Raw genomic sequence first — 15,518 nt, 5'->3', positions numbered from 1 at the left:
ATCAAGCGTTATGCAGCACGCCGCGGAACATCGGATCTTCCAGCGCGCGGCCGGTACCCAGCGCGACGCAGGTCAGCGGGTCCTCGGCAATCGTCACCGGCAGGCCGGTTTCATCGCGCAGCACTTCGTCGATCCCCGCGAGCAACGCACCACCGCCGGTGAGCACGATACCCTGGTCGACGATGTCGGCGGCGAGTTCGGGCGCCGTATTCTCGAGCGCGATGCGCACGCCCTCGACGATCGTCCCGACCGGCTCGGACAGCGCCTCGGCGATCTGGCCCTGGTTGATCTGGATTTCCTTGGGAACGCCGTTGACCAGGTCGCGACCCTTGATGTGGATCGTCTGACCGATGCCGTCCGCGGGCGGCTTGGCCGTGCCGACTTCCTGTTTGATCCGCTCTGCAGTCGCTTCGCCGATCAGCAGATTATGGTTGCGACGGACGTAGGAGACGATCGCCTCGTCCATCTTGTCGCCGCCGACGCGGACCGAGGTGGTGTAAGCGAGGCCGCGCAGCGACAGCACGGCAACTTCGGTCGTGCCGCCGCCGATATCGACGACCATCGATCCGATCGGTTCGGTCACGGGCATGTCGGCGCCGATCGCCGCGGCCATCGGTTCCTCGATCAGCCACACCTGGCTGGCGCCGGCGTTCGACGCGGCATCGCGGATCGCGCGGCGCTCGACCGAGGTCGAGCCCGATGGCACGCAGATCACGATCTGCGGCCAGCGCATGAAGCGGCGTTGCCCGCCATGCACCTTGTGGATGAAGTGCTTGATCATCTGCTCGGCGACGTCGATGTCGGCGATGACACCGTCGCGCAGCGGACGGATCGCCTGGATGCTGTCGGGGGTCTTGCCCATCATCAGCTTGGCGTCGTCGCCGACCGCCTTGACCTTCTTGACCCCGTTGATCGTCTCGACCGCCACGACCGACGGTTCGTTGAGGACGACGCCGCGGCCACGCAGATAGACGACGGTATTGGCCGTCCCCAGATCGATCGCCATGTCATGCGACATGAATTTGAAGAAACGCGAGAAGACCATTCGATGTGACCGTCCGAATTCGAGACCGTAGTGACGGCATGCGCCGGGTTGTTTCACCCCGTCCGCCAAAGCCAAATCCGGGCTCCGGTTTGTTGGCATTTGCAGTCGCGGGATGGCGTCGCTTGGTCTAGAGTCAAACCCATGTCAATACGCCGCCTTCCAGAGCATCTCGTCAACCGTATCGCCGCCGGTGAAGTGGTCGAAAGACCCGCCAGTGCGTTGAAGGAATTAGTCGAAAACGCGGTCGATGCGGGGGCGACCCGAATTGCCGTAAAACTGGCCTCTGGCGGCATCGATTTGATCGAAGTGATCGACGACGGATGCGGCATGTCCGCGGCCGATATGGCGCTCGCGCTGGAGCGCCACGCAACCTCGAAACTGCCCGATGAGGCGATCGAAAATGTCGTCACGCTCGGCTTTCGCGGCGAGGCGCTGCCGTCGATCGCCAGCGTCGCGCGACTGACGCTCGAAAGCCGGGTGCGCGGCGCCGATGGCTGGCGACGCGTGGTCGACAATGGCGCGGTGCTGGAGGAGGGGCCTGCCGCGCTTCCGCCCGGCACGCGCGTCCGCGTCGAGGCGCTGTTCGACCGCGTCCCCGCCCGCCGCAAGTTCTTGCGGAGCCCGCGCGCCGAATATGGCGCGAGTCTCGACGTGGTGCGGCGCCTGGCGATGGCGCGGCCCGACATCGCCTTTTCGGTCGAGCATGATGGCCGGCGCGCGCTATCGACCAACGCGCCAGAGGATCGCCCCGGCCGCGTCGCCGCGCTAACCGACCGCGCGCTGATCGAGAACAGCGTCGCGATCGACCTCGAGCGCGAAGGGGTGCGGCTGGGCGGAGTGGCCGGCTTGCCGACCTTCAATCGCGGCGTCGCCGATCATCAATATCTGTTCGTCAATGGCCGTCCGGTGAAGGACCGGTTGCTCGCCGGCGCAGTGCGCGGCGCTTATGCCGAGATGCTGGCGCGCGATCGCCATCCGGTGGTGGCACTCTTCCTCGATCTTCCCGCCGACATGGTCGACGTCAACGTCCATCCCGCCAAGACCGAGGTGCGCTTCCGGGAGCCGCAGATGATCCGCGGGCTGATCGTCAGCGGCCTACGCCGCGCGCTCGACGAGGCGGGCCATCGCAGCGCGCAGCGTCCGAATGAAGCCGCGTTGGCGGCGTGGCAGCCGGAACCGCAAATCCGTCATCCCGACGAAGGTCGGGATCTCTGGCAGTATTCGGAATCGCCCGCGGCCCCGGCCTTCGCCGGGGCGACGTCGGTGATGGAGCACCGTTCCACCTTCTCCATGCCGCCGCCGGCGGCGCGCGCCGAACCGGCCTGGGCACCGCCACCCGAAAACGTCGCGCATCCGCTCGGCGTCGCGCGCGGTCAGGTCGCCAAGACCTATATCGTCGCGGAAGCCGAGGACGGATTGGTGCTGGTCGACCAGCATGCCGCCCACGAACGCCTCGTCCTCGAACGCATGCGCGCCGCGCTGGCCGGCGGCAAGGTCGCGGCGCAGGCGCTGCTATTGCCCGAAGTGATCGAACTCGACGAACCCGCCTGCGACCGGCTTGAGGCGCGGATCGAGGAATTGGCCGAACTCGGCCTTGACCTCGAACGCTTCGGTCCGCGCGCGATGCTGGTCCGCTCGACCCCGGCCTTGCTGGGGCAGGGGGATGTCACCGGCCTCGTCACCGACCTCGCCGACGAACTCGCCGCGTTCGACGAAGCGCTGAGCCTCAAGGAACGCCTCGATCACGTCGCCTCGACCATGGCCTGCCACGGCTCGGTCCGCGCCGGTCGCGTGCTGTCGGTCGCCGAGATGAACGCTTTGCTTCGCGAGATGGAAGTGACGCCGCATTCGGGCCAGTGCAACCACGGCCGCCCGACCTGGGTGAAGCTGGCGCATGGCGATATCGAGAAACTGTTCGGTAGAAAATAGAGAAGGTTAGACGACTTCATCTATGGTTGCGTCTGAGGTCGAGCGGCCAGGTTGAATGATCCCGTCGGCCCATTTGCAGACATTCGGACCTTGCAATTCGCCCCGTCACCGATCATTCTGGAAATGCCGAAAATAGAGTTGCAGGTCGGTAGCTCCTGCGCCCGTTCATCGGGTTCTTCCCAGCCGCGGCGTCCACCCAACTCGTTTGGGAGGGCGCTGACATGGGTCTCGCGTCCTCCCGGCTGATGCCGAGGAACATTTATGCTTCAACTCTCGATAGCGGCTCTCGTTTTCGCCACGCTGTTCGCCGGTGCCGCATTCTACATAAGTCTCGTGGAGCATCCTTCACGTCTCGGATTGTCGGATGGCCCTTTGCTGGCGCAATGGCAGCCCAGCTACAAGCGAGCGCTACCGATCCAATCCGGGTTGGCGATTGCCGGGGGCGCGGCAGGACTGATCGTCGGGTATCTTTCGGCGGATTGGCGGTGGTTTGCCGGAAGCATCCTGTTGCTCGCCAACTGGCCGTTCACGCTATTCGTCATCATGCCCGTCAACAAACGCTTGATGGCGACGCCGGTAAGCGAGGCGGGCGCTGAAAGCCGCGCGATGCTGGTTCAGTGGGGAAAGCTGCACAACCTCAGGAGCGCACTGGGCGCAGCCACGGCGCTGCTCTTTGTCTGGGCGTTGGCAGGCGCAGGCTAAACGGCCGCTTCGACCATTTTTCTCGTGCAGCGGCTGAACAGCGGGCGCCGGGCCTGATAGTCGACCGGCGGGTTTCGGGTGGGGAAAGCTGCCGGGCCGGAAGCGCCTCACTTGCAGACATTCGTTGCCTGAGCGATGATTGCAGTGTGCAGATCCTAAGCTTCATCCTGCTGACACTGGCACTGCTCGTCTGCAACCTGATTTATTGCGGCCAGCGCATCACAGCGGACGTGCGGCATTCTCGGCACGCCCAGGTGACATGGGGCTTGTTGGCGTTCTCCGGCTCGCTCCTGGCAATGGTGGCGATGGTCTGGGCCACGCTCGCTAGTCTCGCTCATTTTTGACGGCGGCTTTCCACCCGATTGCCGCCTCCGCCTTCACATTTGTAAGGCTGCCTTCGAGAAGCTGGCGAATAGCGAGATCAAGAAACTGTTCGGGCGGCAGTGACGTTCCGAAGCGGCCAAGCGGCTATTCTCATCCTGAAACGATAAGTTTCCCGTTCATCTTCTGGAAAGAAAGCGGTCCCGTGCACATTTCACTGCCAACGGCCATGACGGCCGAAGGAAACGAAGCCGTGAGCAAGGTTCTGCCTGTAATCTTCGCGCTCATCCCGCTGACAGCGGTCGTCGGCGCCTACGTTACGACGCTCTGATCCCCCCGAGAGCGTCGACCCGCGACCCCAGCCCCCGAAGGGTCGCACAAGAAAAGGGCCGCCCGGAGCGATCCGGACGGCCCTTTTTCTATGTCTGAAGCTGAAAGAACTCAGCCTTCCGAGGCTTCCTCGGCGGCCGGAGCGGCTTCGGCCGGAGCCTCGGCGGTCGCGCCTGGCTCGGCGTTCGGATCGTAATCCTCGGTGAAGCCGGTGACCTCGCGGCCTTCCTCGAACATCTGCGCCATGACGTCGACGCCCTTCGACTGCATTTCGGCCTCTTCGGGCGAGCGGGCGACGTTGACCTTGACGGTCACCGCGACCTCGGGATGCAGCTGGACCTTCACGTCGTAGACGCCGATCGCCTTGATCGGCTTGGCGAGCACGATCGCCGACTTGGCGACCTTGTGGCCGTCGGCTTCGAGCGCTTCGACCAGATCGCGGACCGCGACCGATCCGTAGAGCTGGCCGGTGTTCGACGATTGACGGATCAGGGTGATCGCCACGCCGTCGAAATTCTTGGCTTCCTTCTCGGCATCGGTACGGCGCGACGCATTGTCGGCCTCGATGCGGGCGCGGTTCGATTCGAACACCTTGCGGTTGGCTTCGTTGGCGCGCAGCGCCTTCTTGTTCGGCAGAAGGTAGTTACGGGCAAAGCCGTCCTTGACCTTCACGACATCGCCGATGGCGCCGAGCTTCTCGACGCGCTCCAGCAAAATAACGTCCATCGCGGGCGCTCCTTACTTAACGAGGTAGGGCAGCAGGCCCAGGTGACGCGCGCGCTTGATGGCCTGGGCCAGCTCGCGCTGCTTCTTCGCACTCACCGAGGTGATGCGCGAGGGGACGATCTTGCCACGCTCGGAGACGAAGCCCTGCAGCAGCCGGACGTCCTTATAGTCGATCCGGGGGGCATCCTTCGCGGAGAACGGGCAGCTCTTGCGGCGGCGGAAAAAGGGTCGTGCCATGGTCGTTGCTCCTTATTCGCCGTCGAAACCGCCGCGGGGACCGCGGTCGTTGCGGTCGCCGCGCTCGCTGCGACGCTCGCGATCGCGCTCGTTCTTGCGCATCATCACCGACGGGCCGGTCTCGTGCTCGTCGACCTTGACGGTCATGTAGCGGATCACGTCTTCGTTGATCTGGGTCTGGCGCTCCAGCTCGGCGACGACCGAACCCGGTGCGTCGATCTCGAGCATCACGTAATGCGCCTTGCGGTTCTTCGCGATGCGATAGGCCAGGCTGCGCAGGCCCCAGGTCTCGGTCTTGACGACCTTGCCCTGATTGTCCTCGATGATCTTGGTGGCGGCTTCCGCCAGTGCGTCCACTTGCGCTTGTGCCAGATCCTGGCGCGCAAGGAACACGTGCTCGTAAAGAGCCATGTCTTACCTCTATCTTGGCCGATCGCTGACGCCGCACCATACGGACGCCCCTCCGGCTATCGTCTTCAAAGCAACCGGGGCGGAGAGAACGCGTCCCTCCACCCCGATGGCGGCTCCCATACAGGTTTCCGGACGGAAAGCAAGGTTGCGGGAGCAGAGCCCTCTCGCGCGTGGAAAGCCCTCTCCCGCATGCGGGAGAGGGTTGGGTGAGGGTCTTCTTTCTACTTTTTTGATTCCGTGAGGAGGAAGAAGAAAGAAGACCCTCACCCTCCCACCGCTTCGCGGCGGGCCCCTCCCTCTCCCGCACGCGGGAGAGGGGCTTTACATCAGTTGAACGCGCCTGCGATAACCGCGCCGATCACGCCACCCGCGACCGCGACGAGCACCGCGTCGTTGCCCGACCGCACCCAGTGATAGCCGCGCGGCGGTGCGTAGAGGCGGCGGCCGCGATATTGCTGCCAATTGTTCACCACGCGATAATTCTGCGCATAGCGATAATCGAAGCGCTGGCCCTTGTTCCAGCGACGAAAGCTCGGGCGCGCCGGTGAAGTGACTGCATGCGTGATGAGGACGGGGCGCCCGTCCGGGCCGGTCCTGACCTTGGTGCGATCGTCGCGCTGCGGCGCGGCGGAAGCCGGCGCGATCACGAGCGGGCTGGCAAGTAGCGAAACGGCCGCAGCCGTGAGGATCAGCTTTTTCATCGTTACCTCCATTCGGACGACGTCGTGAATGGCGTCGGAGGGCAATTTGGGAAGCGCATGTCGTGAAGGTGTCGCGGGAAGCGAGTGATTTTGTATCAACCTGTAGCAGGTCGAAGAGGCGGTCGGTCGGCGCCGCGGAATACTTCATCAGCGGAACGCATCTCGGTGCGAATTTCGGCCCGCACCAAAACGACCGAACTTGCCTAACCAGCGCAGCATTTCTAGTGCCGCAGCCTCAATCGGGGAGACGACGATGCGCGCTTTCATATTTCCGGGCCAGGGCAGCCAGGCGGTCGGCATGGGCAAGGCGCTCGCCGAGGCCAGCGCCGCTGCGCGCGAGGTGTTCCAGGAAGTCGATGAGGCGCTCGGCCAGCATTTGTCGGCGCTGATGTTCGACGGGCCCGCCGACGAACTGACGCTGACTGCCAACGCTCAGCCCGCGATCATGGCGAACGCGATCGCGACATTGCGCGTGCTGGAGAAGGAAGGTGGGCTGAAGCTGGCCGACAAGGCCGACTACGTCGCGGGCCACAGTCTGGGCGAATATAGCGCCTTATGTGCCGCCGGCGCGCTCGACCTTGCCACCACCGCATTGTTGCTGCGCCACCGCGGCGAGGCGATGCAGGCGGCGGTCCCGGTAGGCGTGGGCGCGATGGCGGCGTTGCTCGGCGCCGACCTGACGATCGCGCAGAAGATCGCCGAAGCCGCCGCGCAGGGCGAGGTCTGCACCGTCGCCAACGACAACGATCCGTCGCAAGTGGTGATCTCGGGCGCCAAGGCAGCGATCGACCGTGCGATCGAAATCGCGAAGGACTATGGCGCCAAGCGCGCCATCGCGCTGCCGGTATCGGCACCGTTCCACTGTCCGCTGATGCAGCCCGCCGCCGATGCGATGGAAAAGGCGCTGGCCGAGGCGCGCATCGACACGCCGCTGGTCGCCGTGTTCGCCAACGTCACCGCGCAGCCGGTCAGCGACGTCGATACGATCCGCAAGCTGCTGGTCGAACAGGTGACGGGCATGGTGCGCTGGCGCGAGTCGGTGATCAACATGGCCGACACCGGCGTCGAGCGCTTCGTCGAATTCGGCGGCAAGGTGCTGAGCCCAATGGTCAAACGCATCGTTCCGGACGTGGATGCGTCAAGCGTGATCTCGATGGAGGACATCGAGGCGTTGGCTAAATCTTTTTGATTCACGCGGAGGCGCGAAGGCGCGAAGATTGCAGGATATATAGGCTCTGGCGTCTGCTGTCGTTGACGACGCGTTGCGAATGCGGCGAGATGCTCAAGAAGAGCTCCGTCGCGTAGCCAATGACTACAAACCCTTTGCGCCTTAGCGCCTCCGCGTGAACCAAAATCAAAATCTGGAGATGAAATGATGTTCGACCTCACAGGCATGACGGCCCTCGTTACCGGCGCGTCCGGCGGGATCGGATCGGCGATCGCGCAGGCTTTGGCCGGGCAGGGGGCTCGGCTCGCAGTGTCGGGATCGAATGCCGACAAGCTGGAGGCGTTCCGGGCTTCGCTTGGCGGGGATCATGTCGCGTTGCAATGCGATCTGTCGGACGGCGCCGCGGTCGACGCGCTGGTGCCGCAGGCGGTCGAGGCGCTGGGCGGCAAGCTCGATATCCTGGTCAATAATGCCGGCGTCACGCGCGACAATCTCGCGATGCGGATGAAGGACGAGGAATGGGAGCAGGTGATCAAAGTCAACCTTGAAGCCGCGTTCCGCCTCGTCCGCGCCGCCGCCAGACCGATGATGAAGGCGCGCTACGGTCGCGTCATCTCGATCACCTCGGTGGTCGGTGCCACCGGCAATCCCGGACAGGCCAATTACGCCGCGTCCAAGGCCGGGCTGGTCGGCATGTCCAAGGCGCTGGCGCAAGAGCTCGCCAGCCGCAACATCACCGTTAATTGCGTCGCGCCCGGCTTCATCCGTTCCGCGATGACCGACGTACTGCCGGAAGCGCAGAAAACTGCGTTGCTCGGCCGGATCCCGGCGGGCGATCTCGGCACCGGCGAGGATATCGGTGCCGCTGTGGTCTATCTCGCGTCGAAGGAAGCCGGATACGTCACCGGCCAGACAATTCACGTCAATGGCGGGATGGCAATGCTGTGAGGATCATCCTGATCGCCGCCGCCCTGCTCGCGCCCGGTACTGCCTGGGCGGCATCAGGCGATATCGGTTGCATCGAGGCGAAATTGGGTCCGACCGCGATGCAGCGGATTGGCGACGGCGTCGTCGCCGCGGCCGACAAGGGCGGCAATCCCGCAGCCGCGCTCGATACCGACCGCGACGCACTGCTCGCCGCGCGCCAAGCCTGCCGCACCGCCGGCAGTTGGTCGCCGGACGCGGTTCAGGCTGCCGTTTCCTACACCCAAGGAAGGGCGACGAAATTGGGTGCCGAAGCCGCGTTGCGGAGCGATGGGCTCGACGCCACCAAACTCGCGACAGCTTACGCAGCTCTGCCGACCCAGGACCGCAAGAGCCTGATCGAAAAGGCGTCTTCAGGTGCACTGGCATCGGTGAGGGGTGCGGCGGCGCAGCCGCGCGCGCGCCGCCACGTGCTGCTATATTTCTCCGCACTGGCCGCAATCGAGTTCTATCCGGCGGAGTTCGCCGCCGCGTGAACGTGCCCCCTCTTGCGCGGGCACCACTCGCGTTCTACGTGCGTTCAGGAAATTCCCCGGGGTACCCCGGAACAATAGAGGGAAGCTGACGAATGAGCGATACTGCCGACCGGGTGAAGAAGATCGTGGTCGAGCACCTGGGCGTCGAAGCCGGTTCGGTGACGCCTGAGGCTAGCTTCATCGACGATCTCGGTGCCGACAGCCTCGACATCGTCGAGCTGGTCATGGCGTTCGAGGAAGAATTCGGGGTCGAAATCCCGGACGATGCCGCCGAGAAGATCACGACCGTCAACGACGCGATCACCTATATCGACGCACATCAGGGCTGAGCCCTCTTTTCCGTGGCTGACCGCCGCGGGCGTATAGAGTAACGAGCGGCTCCCCGTCCCAGGGTTACCCAGGGCCGGGGGGCCGTTTCGCTGTAAGAGACTTGGATTGGAGAAGACCATGCGGCGCGTAGTCGTGACCGGCCTGGGCCTGGTGACCCCCTTGGGGGCGGATGTCGAAACGGCCTGGAAGAACATCATCGCAGCCAAATCAGGCGCGGGGACGATCACGCGCTTCGACGCGACCGACTTCCACAGCAATTATGCGTGCGAAGTGAAGCCGGCCGATCACGAATATGGCTTCGACCCCGACAAGCGCGTCGACCATAAGGTCCAGCGCCAGGTCGATCCGTTCATCGTCTACGGCATCGATGCCGCCGGTCAGGCGCTCGAAGATGCCGGCCTGACCGAGATGAGCGAGGAAGAGCGCTTTCGCGCCGGTTGCTCGATCGGATCGGGCATTGGTGGCTTGCCGGGCATCGAAAGCGAATCGCTGGTGCTCGCCGCAAAAGGTCCCAAGCGCGTCTCGCCGCATTTCGTCCATGGCCGCCTGATCAACCTGATCACCGGTCAGGTGCAGATCAAATACGGCCTGATGGGCCCCAACCACGCCGTCGTCACGGCGTGTTCGACCGGCGCGCATGCGATCGGCGACGCCGCGCGGATGATCGCGATGGACGATGCCGACGTGATGCTCGCCGGCGGTGCGGAAGGCGCGATCTGCCCGATCGGCATCGCCGGTTTTGGCCAGGCGCGTGCTCTGTCGACCGGCTTCCGTGACGAACCGTGGCGCGGTAGCCGTCCGTACGACCGGGACCGCGACGGTTTCGTCATGGGCGAGGGCGCTGGTGTTGTGTGTCTCGAGGAATATGAGCACGCCAAGAAGCGCGGCGCCAAAATCTATGCCGAAGTGATCGGCTATGGCCTGTCGGGCGACGCTTATCACGTCACCGCGCCGCATCCCGAAGGATCGGGCGCGTTCCGGTCGATGGAAATGGCGATGCGCAAGTCGGGACTCGACCTGAGCGATATCGATTATATCAACGCGCATGGCACCTCGACGCCGCTCGGCGACGAGCTCGAGCTCAACGCCGTGCGCCGCCTGTTCGGCAACAACATCGCCACCATGTCGATGTCGTCGACCAAGTCGGCGATCGGCCATCTGCTCGGCGGCGCGGGCGCGGTTGAATCGATCTTCTGTATCCTGGCGCTGCGCGATCAGATCGTGCCGCCGACGCTCAACCTCGACAATCCAAGTGACAATTGCGCGGGCGTCGACCTTGTCCCGCACGTCGCCAAGGAGCGTAAGGTCAAGGCGGTGCTCAACAACTCGTTCGGCTTCGGCGGCACCAATGCCAGCCTGGTGATGAAGGCGGTCTGACCCCGCCATGGCCCGCAAGAAGCGCGGCGGCAGCCGGTTCGGATGCCTCGGTCTCGTCGCCGCGCTGCTATTGGTCGCGGGCGGTTTCTGGCTGGTCTATAGCTGGGGCGGGCGCGGCCCGTTGCCGAAGAACGTCACCGTCTCGATCGCGCCGGGCACCAGCCTCAACAAGGCCGCCGAGCAACTCGAACAAGCCGGCGCGATCTCATCCGCCAGCCGCTTCACCTTGCTCGCCAAGGTCTTTGGCGGTGGGGCAGGGATCAAGGCCGGTGAATATCGCATTCCCGCGCATCTCAGCCAGTCGGACATCCTGAAGCTGCTGCAGGGCGGCAAGACGCTGCAGCGTTTTATCACCATTCCCGAGGGGTGGCCGTCGATCATGGCGCAGGAGCGGCTGATGGCGATGTCCGAGCTGACGGGGAAGATCGACGTGCCCGCCGAGGGCTCGCTGCTGCCCGACAGCTACAGTTTCGAACGCGGCGACAGCCGTGAGGCGATCATCCAGCGCATGCAGCACGCGATGGCGCTCTATCTCGACCAGGCCTGGGCGAAGCGCTCGCCGACGACCGTTGCCAAGACGCCGCGTGAAGCGCTGATCCTCGCGTCGATCGTCGAGAAGGAAACCGGCAAACCGTCGGAGCGGCGGATGGTCGCCGCGGTCTATTCGAACCGGCTGAAGCGCGGCATGCCGCTCCAGGCCGATCCGACGGTGATCTACCCGGTGACCAAGGGCAAGCCGCTCGGCCGCCGCATCCTGCGCTCGGAGCTCGAGGCGAATAACGGCTACAATACCTATGCGATGACGGGGTTGCCTAAGGGGCCGATCGCCAATCCGGGGCGGGCGTCGATCGACGCGGTGCTCAATCCGGCGGATTCGCAGGCGCTGTATTTCGTCGCGGACGGGACGGGCGGGCATGTGTTTGCCGACACGCTCGAGCAGCATAATGCCAACGTGCAGAAATGGTACGCGATCAGGAGAGCGCGGGGCGAGATGTGAGATTTTCCCTCTCGCCTTGTGAGAGAGGGAAGGGGCCCGCGCCGAAGGCGTGGGAAGGGTGAGGGGGACTCATAAGCGATATCGCTCGTGACTCCCCCTCACCCTTCCGCGGCTTCGCCGCTCCCTCCCTCTCCCACAAGGGGAGAGGGATTTCAGCGCAACCCAGCCGCAGCCCGCGCTTTCGCCTCAACCTCTTCTGGCGTGCCCGAACACACCCAACTTCCGCCAACGCACAGCACGGGTTCGAACGCCAGCCACTCGCGTGCATTGGCCTCGCTGACCCCACCGGTCGGACAGAATTTGCACTGATAGAATGGCGCCGCCAAGCTCTTGAGCGCCTTCAGCCCGCCATTGGCTTCCGCCGGAAAGAATTTGAAGTGCGTCAGCCCGAGATCGAGTCCGCGCATTAGATCTGCCGAATTGGCGATGCCCGGCAGATAGGGGACGCCGCTGGCGATGATCGGCTCGGCCAGACGCTCGGTCAGGCCCGGCGACACGATGAATTCGGCCCCGGCATCCATCACTTGCGCGAACTGAGCGGGGTTGATGACGGTGCCCGCACCGACAATCGCACCCGGGACCTTCTTCATCTCGCGGATCGCATCGAGCGCGGCCGGCGTGCGCATCGTCACTTCAAGCACGGGCAGGCCGCCTTTGACCAAGGCTTCGGCCAGCGGCCTTGCGCTCGCCAGATCCTCGATCACGATTACCGGAATGACCGGCGCCGCCAGCATGATGCGTTCGATCGGGTTGACGGTGTCGTTCACTTGGCATGCTCCTGGGCAAAAGCGGCCGCGGCGCCGTAGAGGCCGGGTTGGGGATGGGTGATCAGCTTGACCGGGATAGCGGCCATCATCTGCTGGAACCGCCCCTTGGCGGTGAAGCGTTCGGAAAAGCCCGACCGCGCGAAATGCTCCTTGAGCTTGAGGCCCAGACCGCCGGCAATGACGACGTCCTTCGCCCCCTGCATCAGTGCGAGGTCGCCGGCGAACGCACCGAGCGCGAGCACGAAGCGGTCGAGCGCGGCGATCGCCAGACTGTCCGATCCTTCGAACGCCATCGTCCAGATCGTCTTGTCGTCGAGGTGGCGGATTGCCTTGCCTTCGATCTCGGCCAGGGTTTCGTAGATCGCGACGATCGCCGGCCCGGCGCAGATCCGCTCGGCCGAGACGCGGGTGAACGTTTTGCGCAGCCGCTTGAGGATCGCATCCTCGAACGCGTCGAGCGGGGCGAAATCGACATGCCCGCCCTCGGTCGACAGCACATGATAGGTGCCGCCGGCATGGAGCACCCCCGCGACGCCCAGGCCGGTGCCCGGCCCGCAGATCGAGGTCACGCCGCTGCGCGCCAGGGGTCGCTTGGGGCCGCAAATGTGCTGGAAGTCCTCATCGGCAAGCTGGGCCACGGCGTGGGCGATCGCGCCGAAATCGTTGACGATGACATAGATGTCGGCGCCGAGCCGTTCGGGGATCAGCGCGGGGCGGATGATCCAGGGATTGTTGGTCAGCTTGATGACGTCGCCGCCGACCGGCGACGCGACCGCGATCGCCGCCGCTTTGGGCAAGTCGCGGCCGAGTTGCCGGCCGAAATCCTGCCACGCGGTCTGGAGCGAGGCGTGCTCGGCGGTCTTCTGGGTAGTTTCCGGCCCGAGCGAGACGACCTTGCCGTCCGCCGCTTCCGCGATGGCGAAGCGGGCATGAGTGCCCCCGATATCGACTGCGACGACTTCCATGTGCTTCCTCAACCTCCCCAGATCGTCATCCCAGCGAAAGCTGGGATCTCATGCGGTATTGGCACTTGGCTTGAGACCCCAGCTTTCGCTGGGGTGACGGTTCTTATAACCCAGCGCCTGCGAAAATCGCGCTGGCGCCCAATTCCGCTTCGTCAGCCGCCCCGCGAAACAACCCAAACAGCTCGCGCCCCATGCCCTCAGCCGCCGGCGGACATTCCGCAAGATCGCGCGCATCCCATTCGACCGCGTCGACCAGCGCGTCGAGCGTGCCGTTCACCGCATCGAGCCTGATGACGTCGCCGTCGCGCACGCGACCGAGCGGACCGCCGCCCAAGGCCTCGGGCGAGCAATGGATCGCCGCCGGCACCTTGCCCGACGCGCCCGACATGCGGCCATCGGTGACCAGCGCCACGCGATAGCCCTTGTTCTGGAGCACGCCCAAAGGCGGGGTCAGCTTGTGCAACTCGGGCATACCGTTCGCACGCGGGCCCTGGAAGCGCATCACCACGACGACGTCGCGATCGAGTTCGCCGGCCTTGAACGCCGCTTGGACGTCGGCCTGATCGTGGAACACGCGCGCCGGTGCCTCGACCACCCAGCGATCCTGGTCGACCGCCGACACCTTGATGCAGGCGCGGCCGAGATTGCCGGTCAGGATGCGGAAGCCGCCTTCTGTCGAGAAGGGAGCAGCGGCAGGGCGCAGGATCGTCTCGTCGCCGCTCGCGCCGGGATCTTCCCAGCGCAGGCCGTCACCCTCGACCACCGGGCGCTTGCCGTAATCGGCGAAGTTCCCCGCTACGGTCAGGATGTCGCCATGGAGCAGACCGGCGCCGAGCAATTCGCGGATCACGAACGGCATGCCGCCGGCATCCTCGAAGCCGTTCACATCGGCCGATCCGTTGGGATAGACGCGCGCGACCAAGGGCACGGCGCGGCTCAGTTGATCGAAGTCTTCCCAGTCGATCACGATCCCCGCCGCGCGGGCGATCGCCGGCAGATGGATCAGATGGTTGGTCGATCCGCCCGTCGCGAGCAGGCCGACCGCCGCGTTGACGATCGCGCGTTCATCGACGCAATGCCCAAGCGGACGGTAATCGTCGCCGTCCCAACCGATCTCGGCGAGACGATGCACCGCCGCTCGGCTCAGTTCCTGGCGCAGCTTGGTGCCGGGATTGGCGAAAGCGGCGCCGGGCATGTGGAGGCCCATCACCTCCATCATCATCTGGTTGGTGTTGGCGGTGCCGTAAAAGGTGCAGGTGCCCTTCGAATGATAGGCGCCGATCTCGGCTTCGAGCAATTCCTCGCGGCCGACTTTCCCTTCGGCGAATTGCTCGCGGACCGCCGCTTTGGCCTTGTTGGGAATGCCGGTGCGCATCGGACCGCCGGGGATCAGAATCGTCGGCAAATGGCCGAAACGCAGCGAACCCATCAGCAAACCGGGCACGATCTTGTCGCAAATGCCGAGCAAAGCGGCGCCCTCGAACAGCCCGTGAGTCAGCGCAATCGCGGTCGACAGCGCGATCGTGTCGCGGCTGAACAGCGACAGCTCCATCCCCGGATAACCCTGGGTTACGCCGTCGCACATTGCCGGCACGCCGCCGGCGACCTGTGCGGTCGCGCCGACTTCGCGCGCCCAGACCTTCATCTGCTCGGGATAGCGATAATAGACCGCGTGCGCCGACAGCATGTCGTTATACGATGTGACGATGCCGATATTCATCGCGGCATTAGTCTTCATCGCGTCGCGATCTTCCTCGGTCCCGGCATAACCGTGCGCGAGGTTGGCGCAACCGAGCGTCGCCCGCGACCGCGATCCGCGGTCGCGTTCCCGCTCGATCAGGTCGAGATAGGCGCGGCGCGTCGGGCGCGAGCGCTCGACGATACGGTTGGTGACGGCGGATACTGCCGGGTTCATGGTCTTGGGGTCCGTTTGCCAGGAGCAGGACGTGCCAGCTCTTTCAACTTCGTCCTAGACCTGCCCAACGTCTGGGCAAGCCCGCGCGCCTCACTGGGTGATGGAAATTCGTATGCGCTGAAACCGGGGCCACTCTC

The 15,518-nt window shown here is 64.9% G+C and carries 17 protein-coding genes; 9 read left to right on the top strand and 8 right to left on the bottom strand.

Annotation, left to right across the window (positions count from 1 at the left end):
* Position 1 precedes the first annotated feature (1 nt).
* The gene (locus AC1DRD_RS08075) at positions 2-1,045 is read right to left on the bottom strand and encodes a rod shape-determining protein (protein WP_066583527.1); all 1,044 of its coding nucleotides are present in this window, start codon (positions 1,043-1,045) and stop codon (positions 2-4) included.
* A 141-nt stretch (positions 1,046-1,186) separates the two neighbouring features.
* Here AC1DRD_RS08075 and mutL point away from each other — a divergent pair, with 141 nt between their 5' ends.
* The 3 genes from mutL (at position 1,187) to AC1DRD_RS08060 (ending at position 4,020) form a co-directional block, all read left to right on the top strand.
* Positions 1,187-2,974, top strand: coding sequence for a DNA mismatch repair endonuclease MutL (mutL, locus tag AC1DRD_RS08070; RefSeq protein WP_478040976.1), 1,788 nt, complete (start codon positions 1,187-1,189; stop codon positions 2,972-2,974).
* 261 nt (positions 2,975-3,235) lie between these two features.
* Complete coding sequence (locus tag AC1DRD_RS08065) at positions 3,236-3,676, top strand: anthrone oxygenase family protein (protein ID WP_478040975.1); 441 nt, start codon at positions 3,236-3,238, stop codon at positions 3,674-3,676.
* Between the two features lie 146 nt (positions 3,677-3,822).
* Positions 3,823-4,020 carry a hypothetical protein gene (locus AC1DRD_RS08060; RefSeq protein WP_478030240.1) on the top strand — a complete coding sequence of 66 codons (198 nt, stop codon included), beginning with the start codon at positions 3,823-3,825 and terminating at the stop codon, positions 4,018-4,020.
* 418 nt (positions 4,021-4,438) lie between these two features.
* On the opposite strand, the gene rplI is transcribed toward AC1DRD_RS08060, so the two are convergent.
* From rplI to AC1DRD_RS08040, 4 genes are all read right to left on the bottom strand, one after another.
* Entirely contained in the window at positions 4,439-5,053 is a 615-nt protein-coding gene (gene rplI / locus AC1DRD_RS08055) for a 50S ribosomal protein L9 (RefSeq protein WP_478040974.1), read from the bottom strand.
* A 12-nt stretch (positions 5,054-5,065) separates the two neighbouring features.
* Positions 5,066-5,290, bottom strand: a complete 225-nt coding sequence (rpsR, locus tag AC1DRD_RS08050) for a 30S ribosomal protein S18 (RefSeq protein WP_066583513.1) — start codon at positions 5,288-5,290, stop codon at positions 5,066-5,068.
* A gap of 12 nt (positions 5,291-5,302) precedes the next feature.
* Positions 5,303-5,701 (bottom strand): 30S ribosomal protein S6, encoded by a 399-nt coding sequence (gene rpsF / locus AC1DRD_RS08045; RefSeq protein WP_066826697.1) that lies wholly within the window; start codon positions 5,699-5,701, stop codon positions 5,303-5,305.
* Positions 5,702-6,027: 326 nt separating this feature from the next.
* The gene (locus AC1DRD_RS08040) at positions 6,028-6,402 is read right to left on the bottom strand and encodes an RcnB family protein (protein WP_478040973.1); all 375 of its coding nucleotides are present in this window, start codon (positions 6,400-6,402) and stop codon (positions 6,028-6,030) included.
* Between the two features lie 253 nt (positions 6,403-6,655).
* Between AC1DRD_RS08040 and fabD the strand changes: the two genes are divergently transcribed.
* From fabD to mltG, 6 genes are all read left to right on the top strand, one after another.
* The gene (fabD, locus tag AC1DRD_RS08035; RefSeq protein ID WP_478040972.1) at positions 6,656-7,591 is read left to right on the top strand and encodes an ACP S-malonyltransferase; all 936 of its coding nucleotides are present in this window, start codon (positions 6,656-6,658) and stop codon (positions 7,589-7,591) included.
* Between the two features lie 186 nt (positions 7,592-7,777).
* A complete protein-coding gene (gene fabG, locus AC1DRD_RS08030; protein ID WP_478040971.1) occupies positions 7,778-8,518 on the top strand; it encodes a 3-oxoacyl-[acyl-carrier-protein] reductase in 741 nt (246 codons plus the stop codon).
* The gene (locus AC1DRD_RS08025; RefSeq protein ID WP_478040970.1) at positions 8,515-9,030 is read left to right on the top strand and encodes a hypothetical protein; all 516 of its coding nucleotides are present in this window, start codon (positions 8,515-8,517) and stop codon (positions 9,028-9,030) included. The genes fabG and AC1DRD_RS08025 overlap by 4 nt, the downstream gene beginning before the upstream one ends.
* 92 nt (positions 9,031-9,122) lie before the next feature.
* Positions 9,123-9,359 carry an acyl carrier protein gene (locus tag AC1DRD_RS08020; RefSeq protein ID WP_066583498.1) on the top strand — a complete coding sequence of 79 codons (237 nt, stop codon included), beginning with the start codon at positions 9,123-9,125 and terminating at the stop codon, positions 9,357-9,359.
* 118 nt (positions 9,360-9,477) lie between these two features.
* Positions 9,478-10,737 carry a beta-ketoacyl-ACP synthase II gene (gene fabF / locus AC1DRD_RS08015; RefSeq protein WP_478040969.1) on the top strand — a complete coding sequence of 420 codons (1,260 nt, stop codon included), beginning with the start codon at positions 9,478-9,480 and terminating at the stop codon, positions 10,735-10,737.
* Between the two features lie 7 nt (positions 10,738-10,744).
* Positions 10,745-11,734 (top strand): endolytic transglycosylase MltG, encoded by a 990-nt coding sequence (gene mltG, locus AC1DRD_RS08010; protein WP_478040968.1) that lies wholly within the window; start codon positions 10,745-10,747, stop codon positions 11,732-11,734.
* Positions 11,735-11,886: 152 nt separating this feature from the next.
* Here the strand turns inward: mltG and eda are convergent, their stop codons facing one another.
* The 3 genes from eda to edd all read right to left on the bottom strand — a co-directional run bounded on the left by eda (position 11,887) and on the right by edd (position 15,381).
* Positions 11,887-12,501, bottom strand: a complete 615-nt coding sequence (gene eda / locus AC1DRD_RS08005) for a bifunctional 4-hydroxy-2-oxoglutarate aldolase/2-dehydro-3-deoxy-phosphogluconate aldolase (RefSeq protein WP_478030224.1) — start codon at positions 12,499-12,501, stop codon at positions 11,887-11,889.
* Positions 12,498-13,466, bottom strand: coding sequence for a glucokinase (gene glk / locus AC1DRD_RS08000; RefSeq protein WP_478040967.1), 969 nt, complete (start codon positions 13,464-13,466; stop codon positions 12,498-12,500). Before glk ends, eda begins: the two co-directional genes overlap by 4 nt.
* A 103-nt stretch (positions 13,467-13,569) precedes the next feature.
* Entirely contained in the window at positions 13,570-15,381 is a 1,812-nt protein-coding gene (gene edd, locus AC1DRD_RS07995; protein WP_478040966.1) for a phosphogluconate dehydratase, read from the bottom strand.
* Positions 15,382-15,518 lie beyond the last annotated feature (137 nt).

The organism is Sphingomonas sp. P4_G2, assembly GCF_056401155.1.
The sequence above is the reverse complement of the archived record's forward strand: the minus strand, read 5'-3'. Positions and strand labels throughout refer to the sequence as shown.

What these genes read in the sequence shown, in the direction of transcription:
- AC1DRD_RS08075 (WP_066583527.1), bottom strand. Translation starts at nt 1,045, where the DNA reads ATGGTCTTCTCGCGTTTCTTCAAATTCATGTCGCATGACATGGCGATC.
- mutL (WP_478040976.1), top strand. Translation starts at nt 1,187, where the DNA reads ATGTCAATACGCCGCCTTCCAGAGCATCTCGTCAACCGTATCGCCGCC.
- AC1DRD_RS08065 (WP_478040975.1), top strand. Translation starts at nt 3,236, where the DNA reads ATGCTTCAACTCTCGATAGCGGCTCTCGTTTTCGCCACGCTGTTCGCC.
- rplI (WP_478040974.1), bottom strand. Translation starts at nt 5,053, where the DNA reads ATGGACGTTATTTTGCTGGAGCGCGTCGAGAAGCTCGGCGCCATCGGC.
- rpsR (WP_066583513.1), bottom strand. Translation starts at nt 5,290, where the DNA reads ATGGCACGACCCTTTTTCCGCCGCCGCAAGAGCTGCCCGTTCTCCGCG.
- rpsF (WP_066826697.1), bottom strand. Translation starts at nt 5,701, where the DNA reads ATGGCTCTTTACGAGCACGTGTTCCTTGCGCGCCAGGATCTGGCACAA.
- AC1DRD_RS08040 (WP_478040973.1), bottom strand. Translation starts at nt 6,402, where the DNA reads ATGAAAAAGCTGATCCTCACGGCTGCGGCCGTTTCGCTACTTGCCAGC.
- fabD (WP_478040972.1), top strand. Translation starts at nt 6,656, where the DNA reads ATGCGCGCTTTCATATTTCCGGGCCAGGGCAGCCAGGCGGTCGGCATG.
- fabG (WP_478040971.1), top strand. Translation starts at nt 7,778, where the DNA reads ATGTTCGACCTCACAGGCATGACGGCCCTCGTTACCGGCGCGTCCGGC.
- AC1DRD_RS08020 (WP_066583498.1), top strand. Translation starts at nt 9,123, where the DNA reads ATGAGCGATACTGCCGACCGGGTGAAGAAGATCGTGGTCGAGCACCTG.
- fabF (WP_478040969.1), top strand. Translation starts at nt 9,478, where the DNA reads ATGCGGCGCGTAGTCGTGACCGGCCTGGGCCTGGTGACCCCCTTGGGG.
- mltG (WP_478040968.1), top strand. Translation starts at nt 10,745, where the DNA reads ATGGCCCGCAAGAAGCGCGGCGGCAGCCGGTTCGGATGCCTCGGTCTC.
- glk (WP_478040967.1), bottom strand. Translation starts at nt 13,466, where the DNA reads ATGGAAGTCGTCGCAGTCGATATCGGGGGCACTCATGCCCGCTTCGCC.
- edd (WP_478040966.1), bottom strand. Translation starts at nt 15,381, where the DNA reads ATGAACCCGGCAGTATCCGCCGTCACCAACCGTATCGTCGAGCGCTCG.